General features: G+C 64.5%; 13 protein-coding genes and 1 riboswitch. Of the genes, 6 read left to right on the top strand and 7 right to left on the bottom strand.

Features of this window, described 5'->3' with window-relative positions:
• Positions 1-133: 133 nt before the first annotated feature.
• Positions 134-1,327, top strand: coding sequence for a CoA transferase (locus ACVOKO_RS11460; protein WP_346499037.1), 1,194 nt, complete (start codon positions 134-136; stop codon positions 1,325-1,327).
• A gap of 13 nt (positions 1,328-1,340) precedes the next feature.
• Entirely contained in the window at positions 1,341-2,303 is a 963-nt protein-coding gene (locus tag ACVOKO_RS11455) for a transaldolase (protein ID WP_346499036.1), read from the top strand.
• 242 nt (positions 2,304-2,545) lie between these two features.
• On the opposite strand, the gene ACVOKO_RS11450 is transcribed toward ACVOKO_RS11455, so the two are convergent.
• Positions 2,546-3,961, bottom strand: coding sequence for a coniferyl aldehyde dehydrogenase (locus tag ACVOKO_RS11450; protein ID WP_346499035.1), 1,416 nt, complete (start codon positions 3,959-3,961; stop codon positions 2,546-2,548).
• Positions 3,962-4,402: 441 nt separating this feature from the next.
• Between ACVOKO_RS11450 and ACVOKO_RS11445 the strand changes: the two genes are divergently transcribed.
• Positions 4,403-5,497, top strand: a complete 1,095-nt coding sequence (locus ACVOKO_RS11445) for a helix-turn-helix transcriptional regulator (protein ID WP_346499034.1) — start codon at positions 4,403-4,405, stop codon at positions 5,495-5,497.
• A 14-nt stretch (positions 5,498-5,511) separates the two neighbouring features.
• On the opposite strand, the gene bla is transcribed toward ACVOKO_RS11445, so the two are convergent.
• The 5 genes from bla to ACVOKO_RS11420 all read right to left on the bottom strand — a co-directional run bounded on the left by bla (position 5,512) and on the right by ACVOKO_RS11420 (position 13,118).
• Entirely contained in the window at positions 5,512-6,543 is a 1,032-nt protein-coding gene (bla, locus tag ACVOKO_RS11440) for a class A beta-lactamase (protein ID WP_346499033.1), read from the bottom strand.
• A gap of 57 nt (positions 6,544-6,600) precedes the next feature.
• Complete coding sequence (locus ACVOKO_RS11435) at positions 6,601-9,321, bottom strand: TonB-dependent receptor domain-containing protein (protein WP_346499032.1); 2,721 nt, start codon at positions 9,319-9,321, stop codon at positions 6,601-6,603.
• Between the two features lie 175 nt (positions 9,322-9,496).
• A complete protein-coding gene (locus tag ACVOKO_RS11430) occupies positions 9,497-11,218 on the bottom strand; it encodes a cation acetate symporter (protein WP_346499031.1) in 1,722 nt (573 codons plus the stop codon).
• On the bottom strand, positions 11,215-11,532 hold the full coding sequence (locus ACVOKO_RS11425) for a DUF485 domain-containing protein (protein WP_346499030.1): 318 nt from the start codon (positions 11,530-11,532) through the stop codon (positions 11,215-11,217). Before ACVOKO_RS11425 ends, ACVOKO_RS11430 begins: the two co-directional genes overlap by 4 nt.
• A gap of 152 nt (positions 11,533-11,684) precedes the next feature.
• A complete protein-coding gene (locus ACVOKO_RS11420; protein ID WP_346499029.1) occupies positions 11,685-13,118 on the bottom strand; it encodes a DcaP family trimeric outer membrane transporter in 1,434 nt (477 codons plus the stop codon).
• Between the two features lie 238 nt (positions 13,119-13,356).
• Here ACVOKO_RS11420 and acs point away from each other — a divergent pair, with 238 nt between their 5' ends.
• The 3 genes from acs to ACVOKO_RS11405 all read left to right on the top strand — a co-directional run bounded on the left by acs (position 13,357) and on the right by ACVOKO_RS11405 (position 17,148).
• Positions 13,357-15,300, top strand: a complete 1,944-nt coding sequence (gene acs, locus ACVOKO_RS11415; RefSeq protein ID WP_346499028.1) for an acetate--CoA ligase — start codon at positions 13,357-13,359, stop codon at positions 15,298-15,300.
• A 191-nt stretch (positions 15,301-15,491) separates the two neighbouring features.
• The gene (locus ACVOKO_RS11410) at positions 15,492-16,157 is read left to right on the top strand and encodes a response regulator transcription factor (protein WP_346499027.1); all 666 of its coding nucleotides are present in this window, start codon (positions 15,492-15,494) and stop codon (positions 16,155-16,157) included.
• Between the two features lie 210 nt (positions 16,158-16,367).
• Positions 16,368-16,532: riboswitch (yybP-ykoY riboswitch) on the top strand.
• A gap of 7 nt (positions 16,533-16,539) precedes the next feature.
• On the top strand, positions 16,540-17,148 hold the full coding sequence (locus ACVOKO_RS11405; protein ID WP_346499026.1) for a manganese efflux pump MntP: 609 nt from the start codon (positions 16,540-16,542) through the stop codon (positions 17,146-17,148).
• A 223-nt stretch (positions 17,149-17,371) separates the two neighbouring features.
• On the opposite strand, the gene ACVOKO_RS11400 is transcribed toward ACVOKO_RS11405, so the two are convergent.
• Positions 17,372-20,812 (bottom strand): hybrid sensor histidine kinase/response regulator, encoded by a 3,441-nt coding sequence (locus ACVOKO_RS11400; protein ID WP_346499025.1) that lies wholly within the window; start codon positions 20,810-20,812, stop codon positions 17,372-17,374.
• Positions 20,813-20,835: the final 23 nt, after the last annotated feature.

Raw genomic sequence — 20,835 nt, 5'->3', positions numbered from 1 at the left:
GGCGCAGACAGCGGCAACGATGCAGGCGATGACAAGGCGATACCTGCTTTTTGTCCACGCTGAAAATACCCGCACGATATGTTTCTTCCCACGCACCGGGAGGAAACTGCAATCAAGGATTCGAGTGCAGCCCATGTCAGCAAGCAACAACCCATCTCCGTTCGACATCGCCCAGCGCGATGGTGCCCGTGGCCCGCTCAGCGGCGTGCGCGTGCTCGACCTGAGCGCCTATATCGCCGGTCCCTACGGCTGCACGCTGTTGGCCGACCAGGGCGCCGAAGTGATCAAGGTGGAGCCGCCGGTTGGTGACAACCTGCGCAAGTACCCGTCTACGCTGGAAGCGGAAAGCCGCGCCTTTCTCGGCGTGAACCGCTCCAAGCGCGGCGTGGTGCTGGACCTGAAGGAAGCCGATCAGCGCGCGGTGCTGATGCGCCTGGTACGCGAGGCCGACGTGCTGGTGCACAACTTCCGCCCCAGCGTGCCGGCCCGCCTGGGCATCGACTTCGACAGCCTGAACAAGATCAACCCGCGCCTGGTGTACTGCGCTGTGACCGGTTACGGCGAAGACGGTCCGCTCAAGGACAAGGCCGGCTACGACCAGGTGCTGCAGACCATGACCGGCATGTGCGCGATGCAGGGCAAGCCTGGCGGCGCGCCAGAGATTCTGTACGGCTCGGTTGTCGACTATTACGCCGCCGCCTTGGTTGCCGCCGGCGTGTCCTCGGCATTGTTTGAACGCGAACGCAGTGGCGAAGGCCAATACGTTGGAGTGTCGCTGCTGCGCAGTGCGCTGACCATGCAATCGGCGCGGATGATCTGGGCCGAAGGCGAGCCGGAAGGCGTGGGCCGCGACATGCGCTCGGGCGGTGTCACCGGCATCCACCCGACCGCGCAGGGCCATCTCTACATCTCGGCCAATACGCCGCGTTTCTGGCAGGCGCTGTGCGACAAGATCGGCCTGCCGGCGATGGGCAGCGAGCCGCGTTACGACACCGTGCGCAAGCGTGCCGAGCATTCCGACGAACTGCTGGCCAAGCTGCACGCCGCACTGGCCGCACGCACTGCGCTGGAGTGGGAAACCCTGTTTGGCGAGGAAGTGCCGTGCGCGGCCGCGCGCAAGGTCGAAGACATGTTCGATCACCCGCAGGTGCTGGCCGAGGACATGATCGCTACGCTGCCGCACCCGCTGCTGGGCAGTTATCGCGGCATCACCCGTCCCATCGTGTTTGGCCGTACGCCCGGCCCGCAGCCCTTCGCTGCGCCGACCTTCGACCAGGACACCGCCGCTGTCATCGCCGCCGCCGATGCTGGCGACACCACCGCCTGATCCGGAGCACATCATGAGCACTGCATCCAAGCTCGCGCAGCTGCGCGAACTGTCCGTCGTCGTCGCCGATACCGGTGATTACGACGCCATCAAGCGCCTGCGCCCGGTCGACTGCACCACCAACCCGACGCTGGTGAAGAAAGCCCTCGACCTGCCGGTCTACGCCGGCCTGATCGAGCGCGAGCTGCAGTGGGGCCGGGCCCAGTCCGGTGACAAGCAGGCCATTGCCAACGCCGTTGTCGATCGCCTGACTGTTGGCGTCGGCACGATGTTGGCCGAGCTGGTGCCGGGCCGTGTTTCCACCGAAGTGGATGCCGACCAGGCGCACAACACCGAGGCGACGATTGCCAAGGCGCGCGAGTTCATCGCCATGTACGAAGCGGCCGGCGTGCCGCGCAGCAAGGTGCTGATCAAGATCGCCGCCACCTGGGCCGGCGTGGAAGCCGCTCGCGTGCTGCAGGCCGAAGGCATCGACTGCAACCTGACACTGATCTTCAACCCGACCCAGGCCTTGGCCTGCTCGGAAGCCGGCTCCTTCCTGATCTCGCCGTTTGTCGGCCGGATTCTGGATTGGTACGTGGCAAACGGCCAAACCCCGGCCAACATCGACGAAGACCCGGGCGTGGTGTTCGTGCGCGGTGTGTTTGCCGAGTTCAAGCGCCGTGGTTCCAGCACCGTTGTCATGGGTGCGTCGTTCCGTTCGACTGCGCAGATTGAAGCGCTGGCGGGTTGCGATCGTCTGACGATTTCGCCGGACCTGCTGGAGAAGCTGGACGCCGATTTTGGTGAGTTACCGCGCAAGCTGGTTGCTGGTGCTGCTGAGGCTTTGAATGTCGCTGCGATCGACGAAGCGAAGTTCGATGCGGATATGGCGGCTGATCCGATGGCCACTGAAAAGCTGGCAACCGGCATTGAGGCATTTGCCAAGGATCTGCAGACCTTGCGTCAGCGGATTGCGGATGAGTTGGGCGGCTGAGCGCAAAAGCAATGCCTGACCTATCCCTTCTCCCTACGGGAGAAGGTGCCCCGAAGGGGCGGATGAGGGTAAGCGCGAAGCCCGGCGACATCAGGCCGCAAGAGGCTTCGCCTCTTACCCTCTCCCCAACCCCTCTCCCGAAGGGAGAGGGGCTATAAAAAGCTTTTCGACACCCGGCTCCCTCTCCCTCGTGCCGGTGTCACCGCAGCCGGCCCCCTGTGCCGGGCTGCGGATTTTCTACCTCAGCGCGAAATCATCTCAATGAAACGCGCCACCTTGGAATACGGCGGACGCAGCAGGTCACTGCCCGCGCGCCGCGTCTGCCATAGCACCGGCAAACGCTTGCTCATCGCATCGAACCCGGCCTTGCCGTGGTACGCGCCCATGCCGCTGGCACCAATGCCACCAAACGGCAGGCCGTTGATCGCGAAGTGCAGCAAGGTGTCGTTGACGGTCACCCCACCGGCAAGCGTCTGCCCGACGATCTTCTCCACCGTCGCCTTGTCATGGCTGAAGGGATACAAGGCCAGCGGACGGTCACGGCCGTTGATGGTGGCGATGGCCTCATCCAACGAGCGGTAGCTGCGGATCGGCAGGATCGGGCCGAAGATCTCGTCCTGCATCACCGTGGCATCATCGCCCGGCTGCAGGATCAAGGTCGGCGGGAACAAACGCTCGCGCCGTGAGCGCTCCGCGTCGATATCGGCCAAGGGCAGCACCTGCAGGCCGCGCGCAAGCGCATCGTCCACATAGCCCTGCAGACGCTGGTACTGGCCTTCATTGATGATGCGGCTGTAATCACCCGCATCGCTGAAGTCGCCATAACGCTGCTGCACCTGCGCACGCAGCGCGGCAACCAACGCATCCACCCGGCCTTCATCGATCAGCACATAGTCCGGCGCGATGCAGGTCTGGCCGGCGTTGAACCATTTGCCTGTGGCCAGCCGTGCGGCCGCGCCATCCAGCGGATAGTCGGCGGCGATCAAGGCCGGCGACTTGCCACCCAGTTCCAGCGTCAACGGAGTCAGGTGCTGCGCGGCAGCAGCCATCACCTTGCGGCCGATCGCAGTGGAACCGGTAAACACCAGATGGTCGAACGGCAAACCCGAGAACGCAGAGGCCACGCCGGCGTCGCCCTGCACCACCGCCACCCGATCAGCGGGAAACACTTCCGCCAACAGCGATTGCAGGAAGGCCGAACTGTTCGGCGTGTGCTCGGAAGGTTTGAGCATCACATGGTTGCCTGCCGCAATCGCTGTCGCCAATGGCACCAGCGCCAGATTGACCGGGTAGTTCCACGGCGAGATCACCCCGACCACGCCCACCGGCAGCGGCCGCACCTGCGCCCGTGCAGGCCAGAAGCGCCAGCCCACGCCGATCCGCTCCGGCCGCATCCAGCCGCGCAGGTGCGAGAGCAGATGATCGATTTCACCGGTGACGGTCATACCGTCGGCGATCACCGATTCGTGCTTTGAACGGTGGCCGAAGTCGGCGGCGATGGCCTCGGTCATCGCCGGGATGCGCGCCTTGAACGCCGCACGCAGGCGGCGCAGGTCATCGCGGCGCTGCTCGTAGTCCGGCTTGTGCTGCTGCCAGGCCCCGCGCAGCTGCGCAAGACGCTGCTGCAGATTGCTTGAATTATCGGTCTGTGGATCCATGGTGCCTCCCCCAAGATCAGCGGCCACTGTAAACCTGTGTGTGTTGAGGAGTGAAGGATTGTTTGCGAGGCGGGCGTGATGTGCTGCGCAAAGTCGGGAGCAAAGGCATTGGAGCTACCCCTCCCCAACCCTCCCCTGCGCGTTGCGCAAGGGAGGGAGCGAAGCGCGTGACCTGTCAGCCCCCCTTGCACGCCGTTTCTGCCCCCTCCTTTGCGCAACGCGCAGGGGAGGGCTGGGGAGGGGTGCTCTTCGCAGGCAGCTGATCCGTCGAGCAATACCAACCCCAGCGCTCAGCGCGCAGAAGCCGCGGGCCGGCTTGCCGCCCCCGCACGATGAGTGCTAGAAGAGTTCGTGCAGCTTGTGCCGGCGTGACGCGGCAGAGCTGCATGGCGACCGCAGCAGACAGGGCAGCTGCGATCCATCTCGAGGGCATGCCGCACCATGGTGGGACGTGAACATGACATCGCAGGGAACCCCGATGCCTGCCCCGTGCAGGCCAAGCGGGACCTGCTGCGGGCATTGGATCTGCAGGCGCTGTGGCGGGCCTGCGTGGACCTGCTCAACCAGTACCTGCCCTGCCACTCCTGCACCTTGATGTACGACATCACCGGCGCCTACCAGCCGCAACGCAGCCTGCACTACCTCGGCAGCAGTGCCGACGGTGGCGCGCGGCCACTGCGCAGTCTCGATGTTGCAGCACCCTATCTGCAGCGCAATCCGCGCATCGACTGGTACACGCTGTCGCAGGTGGCCTCGGACGATGCGCAGGCACGGCAACGGCTGCGCGCTCAGAACCCGGCACCGGGCTGGAATGAGTTCATCCACATGGCGTTCTGGCGCGATGAAGGCCTGGAAGCGGTGCTGAGCATCCGCATGCACGCAGGCCAGGAACAGATCACCGGCGCCCACCAGCAGTTCCTCGACGAACTGCACCCGCTGATGGCTGCAGGCCTGCAGCGGGTGCGCTCGCTGCAGCACGAAAGACGCACCATCTACCAGGCGCTGCTTGACCGCCAAAGCCAGGCCGACATCATCCTTGACCATGAGCTGCACCTGATCAGCCTGTCACCTGCGGCGCAGCTGCTGTGTGCGCACTGGCTGGGTGATGGCGGCAGGCATGTGGGCTTCCCCGCTACGGTCCTCGCAGCCCTGCGCGCCTGGCTGCCTCAACCCGGCCAGCCTATCGATGCCGATGTATTGATGGGCGACCTGCAGCTACCCGGCACGCAACTGCAGATCAGCCTGCAAGGCAGGCTGCAGGCTGACGGCTTGTACCCGATGTTCCTGCTGCGCTTGACCCCGCCCCAACCTGCCGCCGCCGACGTTCCGACCGGGGCGCGGCCGATGTGGTGCAAGCTCTCGCCTACCGAAACCCGCGTCGCCGAGCTGGTGCTGGACGGCATGCGCAACGATGAAATCGCCAACCACCTGCGCCGCTCACGCAAGACCATCGAGAGCCAGATCAGCGCGATCTACCGCAAGCTCGATGTGGGTCACCGCGCGCAGCTGGTGCGCCTGCTCAGCGTTGCTGGCTGAGCAGGCGACACCATTCAGGGCACGAACACAAAGTAGTCGTGTGCGGCGCGGGCCAGCTGGGCGATGGCCGCATCGCGTTCCTCGTTGCTGGCGCGTGATTGCACGAATACCGTGACGATGGCATGGCCATGTCCGCCCGGCAGCGTGATCACGCCGACATCATTGATCACGTCACCGACCGTGCCGGTCTTGTGTGCGACCGGCGTTTCCTTCGGCAACATGCCGCGCAGACGGGCGGCACCTGTGCGGGTATCGAGCATGATGTCCTGCAGCAGTTTGGTGGAAGCCGGTTGCAGCACTTCCCCGCGCCAGACCTTCTGCAGCAGCGTCGCCATCGCGCGGGCGCTGCTGGTATCGCGCGGGTCTTCATTCCAGGCATTGGTGTGGCCACGACGCAGCTCCTCGCTGCGCTCACTGCGCGACAACTCGGCGTAGGCTGCCGGACCCATGGGTTTGGCCTGCGAGGCGTCATTGCCGCGATAGTTGGCCAGCAATTCCCAGATATAGCGGTCCACGCGCATGCCGCTGATGCCAAGCGCCTGCATGCGTGCGTTTACTGCCGTGGTGCCGCCACCAAGACGGATCAGAATATCGGTGGCGTTGTTGTCGCTCACCGTGATCATCATGTGCAGCAGATCGCGCACGGTGATGGCCGAACCCGCACTCAGGTGCAGATCCATCGGCCCGCCCATTTCCGGGTAGACATCATCGGCGTCCAGCGTCACCTGCTGCTGCAGGCTCAGCTTGCCCTCGTCGACCAGCGTGAGGATATGCACGGCCACCGGCACCTTCATCGTGCTGGCCATCGGGAACGGCCGATCCGCATCGAGGTAGACGCTGCGTCCGCTTTCCAGATGCACGATGGCTGCACCGAGCTGACCGGGCAACAGAGCCGCCAGCCGTTGTGCCTCGGTCTGAAGTCCCGCGCTGGCAGTCGGCTTGGTCGCGGCCATCGCCGGCAGCAGCATGCAGGCCAGCAACGGCGCGGCAAACAGCGCGCGCAGGCGCGGCCGCGATGGGGGACGACGAAGCGGGTGTTGGTACATGTGGAATCCTCTGCAAATGGAACACCGCCGCCCATGCGCGGGCGGCAGCCATCATCCCTAGAAACGCATGCGCGCGCCAAGCGTGAAGTAGCGGCCCACCACATCGTAGTAAGGCGAGCCGACCGCGCCCAATGGGGACTTCTTGTCGAACAGGTTGCTGATGTCGGCGTACACCTCGACCTCGTTGTCGCCGGCCAGCGCGAAGCGCGCCTTGCCACCCAGATCCCAGTACACATAGGACGGGATGTTGCCGTTGGTCAGCACCAGCTGGTTGTTGTACACGCCAGGCGATGTGTAGCGCGCCCGCGTCTGTGCACCGAAGCGGTCACCGCGCCAGCCGAAGGTTGCGTTTGCGCGCCAGCGCGGCACGCCGGAGCCACCGGTCAGGCCTTGCGAGGTCACGTACTCGAAGCTGTTCTTGCCGTCGTACGTGCTCAGATTATCGGTCCAGGTGGCCAGCACACGGGTGTGGAAGTTGCCCGACATGGCAGGGAACAAATTGGCCGCCGGCAGGTTGTAGAGCAGATCCAGATCAACGCCGTTGGTGCGGTATTCGGCCAGGTTGACGTAGTTGGAATTGATCCGCTCGATCTCGCCGCTGCCATCGCGCTGGATGCGCCCGCACATGGCCTGGTTGCCGGCAATGCAGCGCAGCACGGTTTCCTGCGCCGATACCTGGGTGATCACGTCCTTGATCTCGATGTCGAAGTAATCCACCGACATGATCAGCCCCGGCACGCTGGCCGGTGCCCAGGTGAAGCCGGCGGTCAGCGTGTCGGCCTTCTCCGGGTCCAGCAGCGGGTTGCCGCCGCCAATCACCAACGCGCTGATTGAGGTGCCGGTCAGTGGATCACTGATGGTCGACCAGCCGGTGGTGCTGGTGGTGTACATCTCCGACAGGTTGGCCGAGCGGATATCGCGCGAACGGGTGAAGCGGCCACGGAAGCCGTCGAAGAACTCATTGGTCATGCCGTACTTCCATGACCAGATCGCACCGGAGCTGTTGTAGTCGCTGAAGCGTGCGGCGGCGTTGACCTGCAGGTCACGCAGTACCGGCAGATCACGCAGCAGCGGCGCGGCCACTTCGGCGAAGGCTTCGCGGACCTGGAAGCTGCCGGCCATCGGCGAGGAACTCCAGGTGCTGAAGGACTTGCTCAGATCCTGTGCGCCCACTTTCTGCTCGATCTGTTCCTTGCGCGCCTCAAGGCCCACGGCCACCGAGACTTCACCTGCCGGCAGCGAGAACGGTTCGCCACGCAGGTCCAGGCCGGCCGCATCGAGCCTGGTATTGGTCATGCGCTTGGGCGTGCCGGTGACGTAGGCCGCCGCTTCGGCCGAGGGTGCGCCATGGCCGATCAGGTTGATCGGCACGCAACCGGAGTTGGGATTGCTCAGGGTCACCCGGCACACCGGCTTGCCGCTGACCGGATCGATCACCGCATCCACTGCATCGCGGTAGTTGCTGGTCAACAGAAAGCCCGGCGCGGCCAGATCGGACTGGTTGTCGCCGTGGCTGTAATAGCCGCTCCAACGCCAGTTGTCGCCGACCACGCCGTCCAGCGCGAGGGTGAACTGGGTGGTGCGGCGGTCATAGTCGATATCGGGGAACGCGAAATCACTGTTGAAGCGACCCAGGCCGAAGCTCGTTTCGCCTGCAGCCACCAGCGCATCGCGCACCGCAGTGGGCAGGAAGGCGTTGTCGACGCCGATCTTCAGCCCGGTGCCACGGTTGTGGTCGCCGAACCACGGGAAACGGTTCCAGCTGCGCGAGTGGCGCACGTCCATGGTCAGGCTGGTGTTGTCGGTGAGGTTCCACGACAACCGGCCAAGCACGTTGTAACGGCGCTGCGGCGTCATCAGTGAGCTGATGTCATCGTTGCTTGGGCTCTCGCCGCCCTGGATCAGTGACGCACCGGTATAGCCCGGGAACCTGCGCAGGCTTCCATCCGGATTGAAGGCCTGCCCGGCCAGCACGCCGGTGGTGATCAAACCGCCGATGGCGGCATTGCCGTAACCGACATTGTCTTTCATCGTGAACGTGCCGTCGCCGTTGGACAGCTGCGCGGTGCGGCCAAGCCACGGCCGCGAGGTCTTGGGAATGATGCCGTCGTTGTTCAGCGCCTCACCGCCAATCACGATGTGGCCACGGCCTTGTGCGATCTCGAAGCCGGTGGCGGCCGAGACGTATTGCTTCTGGTTGTCCGAGCGCGAGGACACGCCACCCTGCACGTCGATCTTGGTGCCGACCAGCTGGCTGTCCAGCTGCACGTTGACCACGCCGGCAACCGCGCCTGAACCCCAGGCGGCGGAGGCTCCGCCGGTAACCACATCCACGCCGCTGATCAGGATCGAAGGAATGCTGGCCAGATCGTTGTCACTGGAAAAACGCCGGCCATCCAGCAGCACCAAGGTACGGCTGGTGCCCAGCCCGCGCAGGTCGACCGGCGCACGCGCCGCATCCACGCCGGTGGTGTGGGTCTGCGGCGACACCGTGCCACGGAACTGCGGCAGGTCATTGAGCGCGGCGGCGATATTGGTATGGGTGGAAAGCTGCAGGTCCTCCGGCGTCACCTTCACCGTCGGCGTCGGCGCGTTGAAGCCAGGCCGGTCGATGCGCGAGCCGGACGCGGTGACATTGACGCTGCTGATATCCACCACCTTGTCGGTGGAGTCATCCGCCTTGGGAGCGGCCGATTGAGCGAAGGCGTTGGGCAGGCTGCCGGCGATGATCAGGGCGATGCCCGTGGACAAGGTGGTTCTGGCGATACGGCACGGCATACGGTTCCTCGCAGAAGGCTGGAAGTGGAACTGCTGACCTGACAATGCGGAACTCCCCTCTCCCGCATCTTAGGAAGCAGCCCTCCCACCCCGCATCAGGGAAAACCCCCATACCAACCGCGCAAACGACAACGGCCGGCGCAAGGCCGGCCGTTGTTTCAAACGTTACCAATAGTTAGTGCGACGAAGCCTTGCTCGCACCAATGCCGGTCTCGGCACGCACCTGCTGTGCCGGGTAGGCAGCACGTTCGGCCTGTGCGTTCTTGCTCTTGTCGGTGATCGAGAAGAACCAGATGCTGACGAAGGCAATCGTCATCGAGAACAGTGCCGGGCTGGTGTACGGGAACGGCGCACTGCCGGCCGCATTGCCCAGCGTGTCCACCCATACCGACGGCGACAGCAGGGTCAGGATCAGCGACGAAGCCAAGCCCAGCGAGCCACCAATCACCGCACCACGGGTGGTGCAGTCCTTCCACAGCAGCGACAGGATCAGCACCGGGAAGTTGGCCGAGGCGGCGATGGCGAAGGCCAGCGACACCATGAAGGCCACGTTCTGCTTCTCGAACACGATACCCAACAGCACCGCGATCACGCCCAATGCCAAGGTGGTGATGCGCGAGACACGCAGCTCCGAGCCCGGCTCCGGGTTGCCCTTCTTGAACACCGTGGCATACAGGTCATGCGACACCGCCGATGCACCGGACAGCGTCAGGCCAGCGACCACGGCCAGGATGGTGGCGAACGCCACGGCCGAGATGAAGCCCATGAACAGGTTGCCGCCGACGGCCTTGCCGACCAGCACAGCTGCCATGTTCGGGCCGCCCTGGATGGTGCCGGTGACCGGGTCCGCATATTCCGGATTGGTCAGCACCAGTGCGATCGCACCGAAACCGATGATGAAGATCAGGATGTAGAAGTAGCCGATCCAGGTGGTTGCCCACAGCACCGACTTGCGTGCCTGCTTTGCATCGGGAACGGTGAAGAAGCGCATCAGGATATGCGGCAGGCCGGCGGTACCGAACATCAGTGCCATGCCGAACGAGATCGCCGAGATCGGATCCTTGACGAAGCCGCCAGGCCCCATTATCGCCAAGCCGGTACTGGCCGCTTCCTCCGCACTCTTGCCGCCGTTGGCTGCGATCTGGGTCTTGACCCGCACCGCTTCGCTGAACAGCGCCTCGAAGCTGAAGTTGAAGTGCCACATCACCATCACGGCCATGAAGGTCACGCCGGACAGCAACAGGCAGGCCTTGATGATCTGCACCCAGGTGGTTGCAGTCATGCCACCGAACAGCACGTAGACCATCATCAACACACCGACCAGCGCCACTGCGATCCAGTAGTCCAGGCCGAACAGCAGCTTGATCAACGCACCGGCGCCAACCATCTGTGCGATCAGGTAGAACAGCACCACCACCAGCGTGCCGGAGGCGGCAAACATGCGGATTGGCTTGGGCTGGAAGCGGTAGCCGGCGACGTCGGCAAAGGTGAAGCGGCCGAGGTTGCGCAGGCGCTCTGCCATCAGGAAGGTCAGGATCGGCCAACCCACCAGGAAGCCCAACGCGTAGATCAGGCCGTCGTAACCATTGGTCATCACCGCAGCGGTGATGCCGAGGAACGAGGCCGCCGACATGTAGTCACCGGCGATGGCCAGGCCGTTCTGGAAACCGGTGATGCCGCCACCGGCGGTGTAGAAGTCGGACGCGGACTTGGTGCGACCGGCGGCCCACTTGGTGATGCCAAGGGTGAACAGCACGAAGGTCGCGAACATGATGATCGCGGTCCAGTTGGTGGGCTGGCGCACGGTCTGGCCGATGTCGCCACCGGCGGCCATTGCCGCACCGCTGGCGATCAGCAGGCCGAGCAGCGCGCCGGTTCGCAGGAAGGAGTGGTTCATTGCGCTTCCTCCACGATCTCATCGGTCAACTTGTCGAATTCCTTGTTGGCACGGCGCACATAGAAGCCGGTGATCAGGATGGTGAACACCATCAACCCCAACGCGATCGGGATGCCGACAGTGGTGATCTTGCCGGCACCGATCGGCGTGGCCAGGAAGGCCTTGTCGAAAGCGATCAGGCCGATATAGCCGTAATACCCCAGCAACATGAGGATGGTCAGGAACCAACCCAGCTTGTTGCGCGTGCTGCGCAACCGTTGGTACTTCGGGTTGGAGGCGATCCGCTCTACACGGGGATCGACGGAAGCATTCATCGGAATTCTCCAGGCATTGGGAATACGAACGCCACGGCATGCGGAACTTGCCTTGACGGTCACATGAGTGCTCCCCGTGGGGGTAGGGAGATGGGGCGTACTGCGTTTTCAGGCGCGTTGCCGGCGGTACGCTACCGCCGGCAACGAATGGGTCAGAAGCTGTACTTGGTGGTGAACTGCACGCGGCTGATATCGCCCTTCTTGCCGTTCTCGATCTCACGCACGCCGTACATCACCTCGGCGCCGACATCGACCTTGGGCATCGGGGTGTAGAAGATGTTGCCGCGGATAGACTGCACGCTCTTGGTCACCAGGTCACCGGTGATGGAGGCATCGTTGTCGTAGTCGCTGCGGGCGTAGATCAGGTTGGTGCGCAGCTTCGAGGTGAAGGCATGGCGCCAACCCACGTAGCCGGCAATCACACCGGTCGGATCAATCTCATCGCGCAGGGCGTCATAGCCGCCGTCGGCAGTGATGCCCAGGCCGATGTAGCGGGAAATACCTTCGCCACCGGTCAGCTGGTAATGCAGGGTGTCGGTATCGCCCATCAGCCACTTGCCGCCGACTGTGACACCGCCGCCCACCTTGCTGGCATCGGCGCCGGTAGCCTGGTTGTCGAGCTTGAGCTGGCGCACCAGGCCGGCCACGCCGAAGGTACCCCAGTCACCCTTCCAGCCGTAACGCACGGTCAGGTCGGGCATCGAGCCACGATCGGAGTTGGCCACACCCGGTACATTCCACTTGCCGGTAACCGGGTTGTAGGCGCCGGTCAGCGTGGTGGTTTCCGGGTTTTCCAGGGCAACGCTCAGGCCGCCGGTGGTGTAACGGATCTGCGCCTGGCGCACGAACACCACGCCATCGGTGGGGCCGACGAAGTCAGCGGCTTCCGGGATGGAGGCCGCGTCCATGAAGTTGGACCAGGTCTGGCCGGCCAACCACTTGTTCCAGTACATGTAGGCATGGCGCACGGTGACGCCGTAGGTGTTGGTGGCGGTCTGGTTGCCCAGCGAGTTGCCGAAGAAATCCATCTCCAGGAACGCGCCAGCCTTGTCGCCGTTCTCGGCCACGTTGTCCACGCCCAGGTTGAAGCGCGAGAACTTGGCGTGTGCGTTGTAATCCACCGACGACGCCTTGCCCGAGCCACCGGCACCGTGCACAGGGGTCTGCCCCGGCAGGTACAGCGCGCGGCCGGTGGCATCGTCGGCCAGCTGGCCGTCACCGGTACGGGTAGCCAGGAAATCGGCCTTGATGAAGCCGCCCACCTTGAAGGTAGTGCCCGGCGCTGCGCCCGGGGTGATGGTGGTGATCTGGATCGGCTGCTTGCCGGTCGGTACCGCCGGCGCTGCGGCGCGCTCGGCCTGGGCGCTGCGCACCTGCACCACTTCACTCTGGGTCTGGGCAATGACGCCCTGCTGTTGCTGCTGGGTGGACAGCAACAGCTGCACCTGCCGCTCAAGATCGGCCACGCGCGCTTCCAGCGCCTTTTCCTTGGCGGTTTCAGCGAACGCCATGCCGGGCGCTACCAGCGCGACAAACAGCGCAGCGGCGAGTGGCCGGCGGGCCGTTTTCAAGATGTTTCGATTCATTGGGACTGCCTCTCTCCAGGCTGGCGAACGGGCCGCACCGGTTGCACGGTCACAGCCAGCGTGCGCGGGGATGGCAGCGGGCGGCTATTCGCCATTAGTCGTAAGCAGGCGTCTGTTCGACCATCGTCTAACAGAAGAAGCAGCGCGAGGTGGGGTGGATGCGGCACACTTGGGTTGTCCCGGCCCTGTCCACGACAGGGCTCATTCATTGGTTACAAGTGCAAAGGTGAGGGTTGCCATGACTGATGTATATCCCGTTGATTCCGCGTTCGCCGAGAAGGCACGGATCGACAAGAACACGTACCAGCAGCTGTACCGCGAATCGGTCGAAAACCCCGATGCGTTCTGGGCCAAGGCGGCCGAGCGGCTGGACTGGTTCAAGAAGCCGACCAAGATCAAGAACGTCAGCTACAAGCTCGACGATTTCCGCATCAAATGGTTCGAGGACGGCGAGCTCAATGTCAGCGTCAACTGCCTGGACCGGCAGCTGGCCACGCGCGGTGACAAGACCGCCATCCTGTTCGAGCCCGATGGCCCGGACAGCCCGGCGCAGAAGGTCACCTATAGCGAGCTGTATGAGCGCGTCTGCCGCCTGGGCAACGCCCTGCGCAGCCTCGGCATCAAGAAGGGCGACCGCGTCACCATCTACCTGCCGATGATCGTCGATGCGGCGGTGGCGATGCTGGCCTGCGCCCGCGTCGGCGCCATCCATTCGGTGGTGTTTGGTGGCTTTGCCGCCAATTCCATCGCCGACCGCGTGGGCGACTGCGCCAGCAAACTGATCATCACCGCCGACGAAGGCCTGCGCGGTGGCAAGAAGGTGCCGCTGAAGGCCAACGTCGATGCCGCGCTGAAGCTGCCCGGCACCAACACCGTGGAAACCGTGCTGGTCGTGCGCCACACCGGCGGCGCGGTGGACATGCAGGCACCGCGCGACCGCTGGTTCCACGATGTGGTGGACACCCAGCCGGCCGAGTGCGAACCGGAGCGCATGAACGCCGAGGATCCGCTGTTCATCCTCTATACCTCCGGCTCCACCGGCAAACCCAAGGGCGTGCTGCACACCAGCGGCGGTTACCTGCTGTATGCGGCCTACACCCATGAAGCGGTGTTCGACCTGCGCGAGGACGACATCTACTGGTGCACCGCCGACGTCGGCTGGGTCACCGGCCACAGCTACATCGTCTATGGGCCGCTGGCCAACGGCGCCACCTCGGTGATGTTCGAAGGCGTGCCGAATTACCCGAACACCTCGCGTTTCTGGGAGGTGATCGACAAGCACCAGGTCACCATCTTCTACACCGCGCCCACCGCCATCCGTGCGCTGATGCGCGATGGCGAAGCGCCGGTCAAGCGCACCTTGCGCAAGAGCCTGCGCCTGCTCGGCAGCGTTGGTGAGCCGATCAATCCGGAAGCCTGGCGCTGGTATTACGACGTGGTCGGCGATGCACGCTGCCCGATCGTGGATACCTGGTGGCAGACCGAAACCGGCGGCATCCTGATCTCGCCGCTGCCCGGTGCAACCGACCTGAAGCCGGGCTCGGCAACGCTGCCGTTTTTCGGCGTGCAGCCGGCGCTGGTCAGTGCCGACGGTGAGCCGCTGGAAGGAGCCACCGAAGGCAACCTGATCATCCGTGATTCGTGGCCGGGCCAGATGCGCACCGTCTACGGCGACCACCAGCGTTTCATCGACACCTATTTCCGCACCTACCCGGGCAGCTACTTCACCGGTGACGGCTGCCGTCGCGATGAAGACGGCTATTACTGGATCACCGGTCGCGTCGATGACGTGATGAACGTCTCCGGCCACCGCATCGGTACGGCCGAAGTGGAAAGCGCACTGGTCTCGCATCCCAAGGTTGCAGAAGCGGCCGTGGTCGGCTTCCCGCACGAGATCAAGGGCCAGGGCATCTATGCCTACGTCACCCTGATTGCCGGCGAAGCGCAGACCGACGAACTGCTGAAGGAACTGGTGGCATGGGTGCGCAAGGAGATCGGCCCGATCGCCGCGCCGGACCACCTGCAGTGGGCGCCAGGCCTGCCCAAGACCCGTTCGGGCAAGATCATGCGCCGCATCCTGCGCAAGATCGCCGAGAACGCGCCGGATCAGCTGGGCGACACCTCGACGCTGGCCGATCCATCGGTGGTCGCATCGCTGGTGGAAGAGCGCAAGGTCCGCTGAAGAAGCAACGAGGAGTGAGTAAAGAGGAGTGAGGAGCGAGTAACGGCAACAGCAAGTGCAGCCGGCGCCTTCACTCCTCCTTCGCTACCGATGCTCGGCTGTCCTGTTCGCTGCAACAGCGGTAGCATCGGGCGGCAAGCTCCAAGGTCTCACTCCTCACTTTTCACTCCTCATCACTCACTATTCGCCCCATGCCTACCCTGCTCATTGCCGATGACCACCCGCTGTTCCGCGAAGCCCTCAAGGGCGCGGTGCAACGCGTCATACCGGGCGTGCAGTTGATGGAGGCCGACAGCGTCGAAGCGCTGTACGCACTGGCCGAACAGCACCCCGATGCCGACCTGGTGTTGATGGACCTCAACATGCCCGGCGCGCAGGGTTTCAACGCATTGGTGCATCTGCGTGCGTTGCATCCGCAATTGCCGATCGTGGTGGTGTCCGCGCGCGAGGAAGCCACGGTGATGCGACGCGCACTGGACCATGGCGCCTTTGGCTTCATTCCAAAATCCGCCGATTCGGACACCATCGGCCATGCGCTGGGCACCATCCTCGATGGCGAGCGCTGGGCGCCGGCGGAGGCGCACAACGTGCCGCCCACGCCGAATGAAGAACGCGAAGTGGGCCAACGCCTGCGCGAGCTGACCCCGCAGCAGTTCCGCGTGCTGCAGATGCTGGGCGTGGGCCGCCTGAACAAGCAGATCGCCTATGACCTGGGTGTGTCCGAAGCAACCATCAAGGCCCATGTCACCGCCATCCTGCGCAAGCTCGGCGTGACCAACCGCACCCAGGCAGTGCTGATGGCCGGCAAACTGGCCATCGACGACGACGCCATCGTGCTGCCACCGGAAGAAGACTGAGCCCTCACACAGGTAATCAGCCTTTGTAGGAGCGGCGTAAGCCGCGAAGCCACTGCACTCGCAGATCGCGGTCAGTCCAGTTAGTCGCAAAACAGCCAGATTCATGAATGGCGCTGTGTCCGGCGGCCCAAATCCACCAGCTTCACGGCTTACGCCGCTCCTACAAACATGCCTGGCAGCCGCGGCACCGGCTTGCTGCTACAATCCGCGCTCCCTTGGGGAGTAGCCTGCTTCCAGTAATGGAAGCGCCCACATCAACATACTCGGCCAGTGCGCCGTGGTGTGGGCAGCCAGACCCGGTTGGCGAGACCAGCGGCATGCGTGCGCAACTACGGTTGGGCGCGGCGTGTGCCGTTTGTGTCCGCCCGACCCGGTAATCCTGATGTCACCACTCTCCATTGTTCTGATCGGCTTCGCCATGTCCACCGACGCCTTCGCGGCGGCAGTCGGCAAGGGCGCAGCCATGCGCAAACCACGCCTGTTCGATGCGCTGCGCGCGGGTTTGATCTTCGGTGTGATCGAGGCCATCACCCCCATCATCGGTTGGCTGCTGGGCCGCGCCGCGTCGCAGTATGTGCAGGCCTTCGATCATTGGATCGCCTTCGGCCTGCTGGGTGTACTGGGCACGCACATGATCATTGCCGGCCTGAAGCCGGACGACGAGACCGAGGCTGACGGCGACACCGACGAGGCCGGCGAGCAGCACAAGAGTTTCTGGACGCTGGCGGCCACCGGCTTTGCCACCAGCATCGATGCGATGGCGATAGGTGTGGGCCTGGCCTTCCTTGATGTGCATATCGGCGTGGTGGCGCTGGTGATCGGCCTGTGCACGATGACCATGGTGACCATCGGCATCATGCTCGGCCGCGCCTTGGGCGCGCTGGTCGGCAAGCGCGCGGAGATCATCGGCGGCGTGATCCTGATCGTCATCGGCTGCGCGATCCTGTACGAACACCTGCATGCGGCAGCCGAGGTTGTGGGAGCGGCGTAAACCGCGAAGCCTGCAGCACCTCTGATAGAGCGCAGCCATGCTGCGCTTGGGCATTGCTGGTAAAGCCCCTTGCCGAGCATGGCTCGGCACTACGGTTTGAGCCCCTCTCCTGCGGGAGAGGGGTTGGGGTGAGGGTCGCTTTGGCAAAGCGCGGCGATGCTGCGCTGGGGCATTACCGGTAGAGCCCCCCTGCCGAGCATGGCTCGGCACTACAGGTTCGATGCTAGCGCCGGCGCGGGTCGTTCAATGCGGTCAGGAACGCGCGCAGCGAGGCTGGCTTCACTGGTTTGGTCAGCACGCGGTAGCCGCGCTCACGTGCCATGCGCTTGAGCTCATCGCGACCATCGGCGGTCAGCAGCGCGCCCGGCAAGGGCCGTTGCGCCGCTTCGCGCAGCGCGATCAGGGTATCCAGGCCGTCCAGGCGATCGTGCAGGTGGTAATCCACCAACATCACATCGGGTTGCTCGCTCAGCTTCTCCAAGGCCATGTCGACCGTGCTGGCCGCTATCACCTCCACCTTCCAGCGGCCCAGCAGCGCACGCATGCCGTCGAGGATCTCCTGGTCGTTGTCCACGCACAGCACGCGCATGCCGGCCAGCGAATCATCGCCCCCAAAAGCGGTCTGCTGACGCGGCGTTGGCAACGGCGCCGTTGGTGTGGGCACCCGCGGCAAGCTGATCGAGAACATGCTGCCGTGACCGGGTTGGCTGCGTGCATTCAAGCCATGGTCGAGCAGGCGCGAGATGCGCTGGCAGATCGACAAGCCCAGGCCCAGGCCCTGCTCGCCCCAGTCGAAGGGCTGCTGGTAGCGGTGGAATTCATTGAAGATCTGCTGCATGTGGTGCTCGGGAATGCCCGGACCGGTGTCCCAAACCTGCAGTTCAACTTCATCACCGCGCACGCGTAGCGCCAACACGATACGGCCGCTGCGCGTATAGCGCAGTGCGTTGGCCATGAAGTTCTGCAGCACCCGACGCAACAGCCGCCGATCACTGCGCACCCATGCGGTGCGTGCAAACACATGCAGGCGCAGACCACGGCCCGCCGCCACCGGCGTGTACTGCGCCGCCAGCTCGCGCACCAGCAGACTGGCATCGAACTCGGTGATGGTCGGGCGCAAGCCGCCGGCATCCAGGCGCGACACATCCAGCAGACCGTCGAGCAGTTCTTCGGCCGCACGCAACGAAGCATCAACGCGCTCGGCAAGATGCCGCTGCTCATCGGTTTCGTGCAGGCTGTCGCGCAGTGCCGAAGCAAACAGGCGGGCCGCGTTCAACGGCTGCAATACGTCATGGCTGATGGCGGCGAGGAAGCGCGTCTTCGATTGCTGCGCCGCTTCCGCCGCCTGCGAACGCTCGGCGACGCGCTGCTCCAGGTTTTCGTTGGCTTCCAGCAATGCCTGTTCGGCGTTCTTGAAATCGGTGATGTCGTTGTAGCTGGTGACATAGCCGCCACCGGGCAGTGCCTGGCCGCGCAGCTCAATCACCTTGCCATCGGCACCGGTGCGCTCGAACACGTGCGGCGAACCGGCACGCATATAGCCAATGCGTCGGTTGATCTGCACCTCGGTATCACCCGAGCCCAGTTCACCGCGTTCGGCGTTGTAGCGGATCAGGTCGGCAACCGGGCGGCCGACGTAAAGCATGCCATCCGGATAACCGAACATCTGCTGGTAGCGGCGGTTCCATGCGGTCAGCCGCATTTCCGGATCAACCACGCTCACGCCGGCGCTGATGTTCTCCAGGGTGGTGGAAAGAATCTCGCGGTTGAAGCGCAGTTCCTGCCCAGCCTCATCCAGCACCGCCACCACTTCGCCCAGGTCCATACCCGAGCCGCGCAACAGACTGGTCAGCAGCAGGCGTGCGGAGGCGGCACCGATGGAGGCGGCCAACAAGCGTTCGGTGAACTGCACCCAGACGCGGTCGGCGGCCGCGGCCGGCTGGAATTCGCGATCCAGCAACTGCGCCTGTTCGCCGAATGAGCGCCGCGCGCGGTTGTCACCAATGACGCGCGTGGCCAGGGCCAGCAGATCGCGTACCTTGACGTGCGCCGGCCAGTCACCGGCCACCACCGGGCGCTTGGCATAGGGGTCCAGGAACGGTGCCGCGCGCAGCCGTTCGGCCACATCAGGGCGCCAGCGCATCGACACCAGCAGCATGGTCACGGTGTTGATCAGCAACGACCAGAAGGTGCCGTGGGTCAGCGGATCCCAGCCGGTGAGGCCGAACAGCTGCTGCGGCCGCAACCAACCGATACCGAACGGGCCCTGCGTCAGCAGGCTGGCGTCCAACCAACCACCGTGGCTCAGCGCCGGCAACAACAGCGTATAGGCCCAGACCAGAAAGCCCACCAACATGCCGGTTTCAACACCGCGCCGGCTCGCACCGCGCCAGTACAAGCCGCCGAGCAGGCCCGGCGCGAACTGCGCCACCGCCGCGAAGGCCATCAATCCATACGCGGCCAGCATGGTGTCGTCGTTGCTGCCGCGGTAATAACCGTAGGCCACCAGCGCCAGCAGCACGATCGCCATGCGCCGTATCCACAGCACGCGCGAGGCGACATTGGCGGCCTCGCGATGGTCGCCACTGCGCCGCAGCAGCAGCGGCATCACCAGATCGTTGCTGATCATCGTCGCCAATGCGATCGACGACACGATGACCATGCCGGTGGCGGCAGAGAAGCCGCCTACGTAGGCAATCAGCGCCAAGGTGGTACTGCCTGCGGACAGCGGCAAGGCCAATACCAGCGTGTCGTCCGAGGCCAGGCCGGTGCCGAACAGCGCTGCGCCGGCGCTGGCGATGGGCACGATCATCAACGAGATCAGCACCAGGTAGCCGCCAAACATCCAGCGCGCACGGCGTACATCGCCGGCATTGCCGCATTCCACCACTGCCACATGGAACTGCCGGGGCAGACAGATCATTGCGAGAAAGCTGAGCAATGTCTGCGATACAAAGCCCACCGGCGGCATGCCTTCAAACAAGGTGCGTGCCGACTGCACCACCGAATCACCGCGATCGGTGAGCCAGACATAGGCGAATACACCGATGGCCACCATCGCCAGCAGCTTGATCAGCGACTCGACCGCGATGGCCAGCATCATGCCGTAGTGGTGCTCGGTGGCATCGACCTGGCGGGTGCCGAACAGGATGGCGAACAAGGCCATCAACAGCGCCACATACAGCGCCGGATCGGTCAGAAAGCCCTTGCCCGCGGCATCGCCGGTCAGCACCTGCAGGCTCATCGCCACGGCCTTGTACTGCAGCGCCAGGTACGGCACCACGCCGATCAGTGCGATCAGCGCCACCAAGGCCGCCAGCCGCCGCGAGCGGCCGAAGCGCGAGGAGATGAAATCGGCGATGGAGACCACGTTCTCGCTGCGCGCGATCAGCGCCAGCCGCTCGATGATGCGCCAGCCGAAGATCAGCATCAGCAGCGGGCCAAGATAAATAGGCAGATAGCCGATGCCGTAACGCACCGCCGAGCCCACCGCACCGTAGAAGGTCCAGGACGAGCAATAGACCGCCAGCGCCAGGCTGTAGACCACCGGCCGCAGCCACGGGCGGTCCGGATACAGCGGGCGGCGGTCACCCCACCAGGCCACGCCGAACAGCAGCGCGGCGTAGCACAGTGAGACCAGGAGCAGGATCCAGCTGGAGACCAAGGGTAGTTCCCGTGCGACTTAGC

The organism is Stenotrophomonas sp. STEN240 (assembly GCF_056756175.1).
Note: the sequence above shows the minus strand (reverse complement) of the source record. Positions and strands in the feature narration are given on the sequence as shown.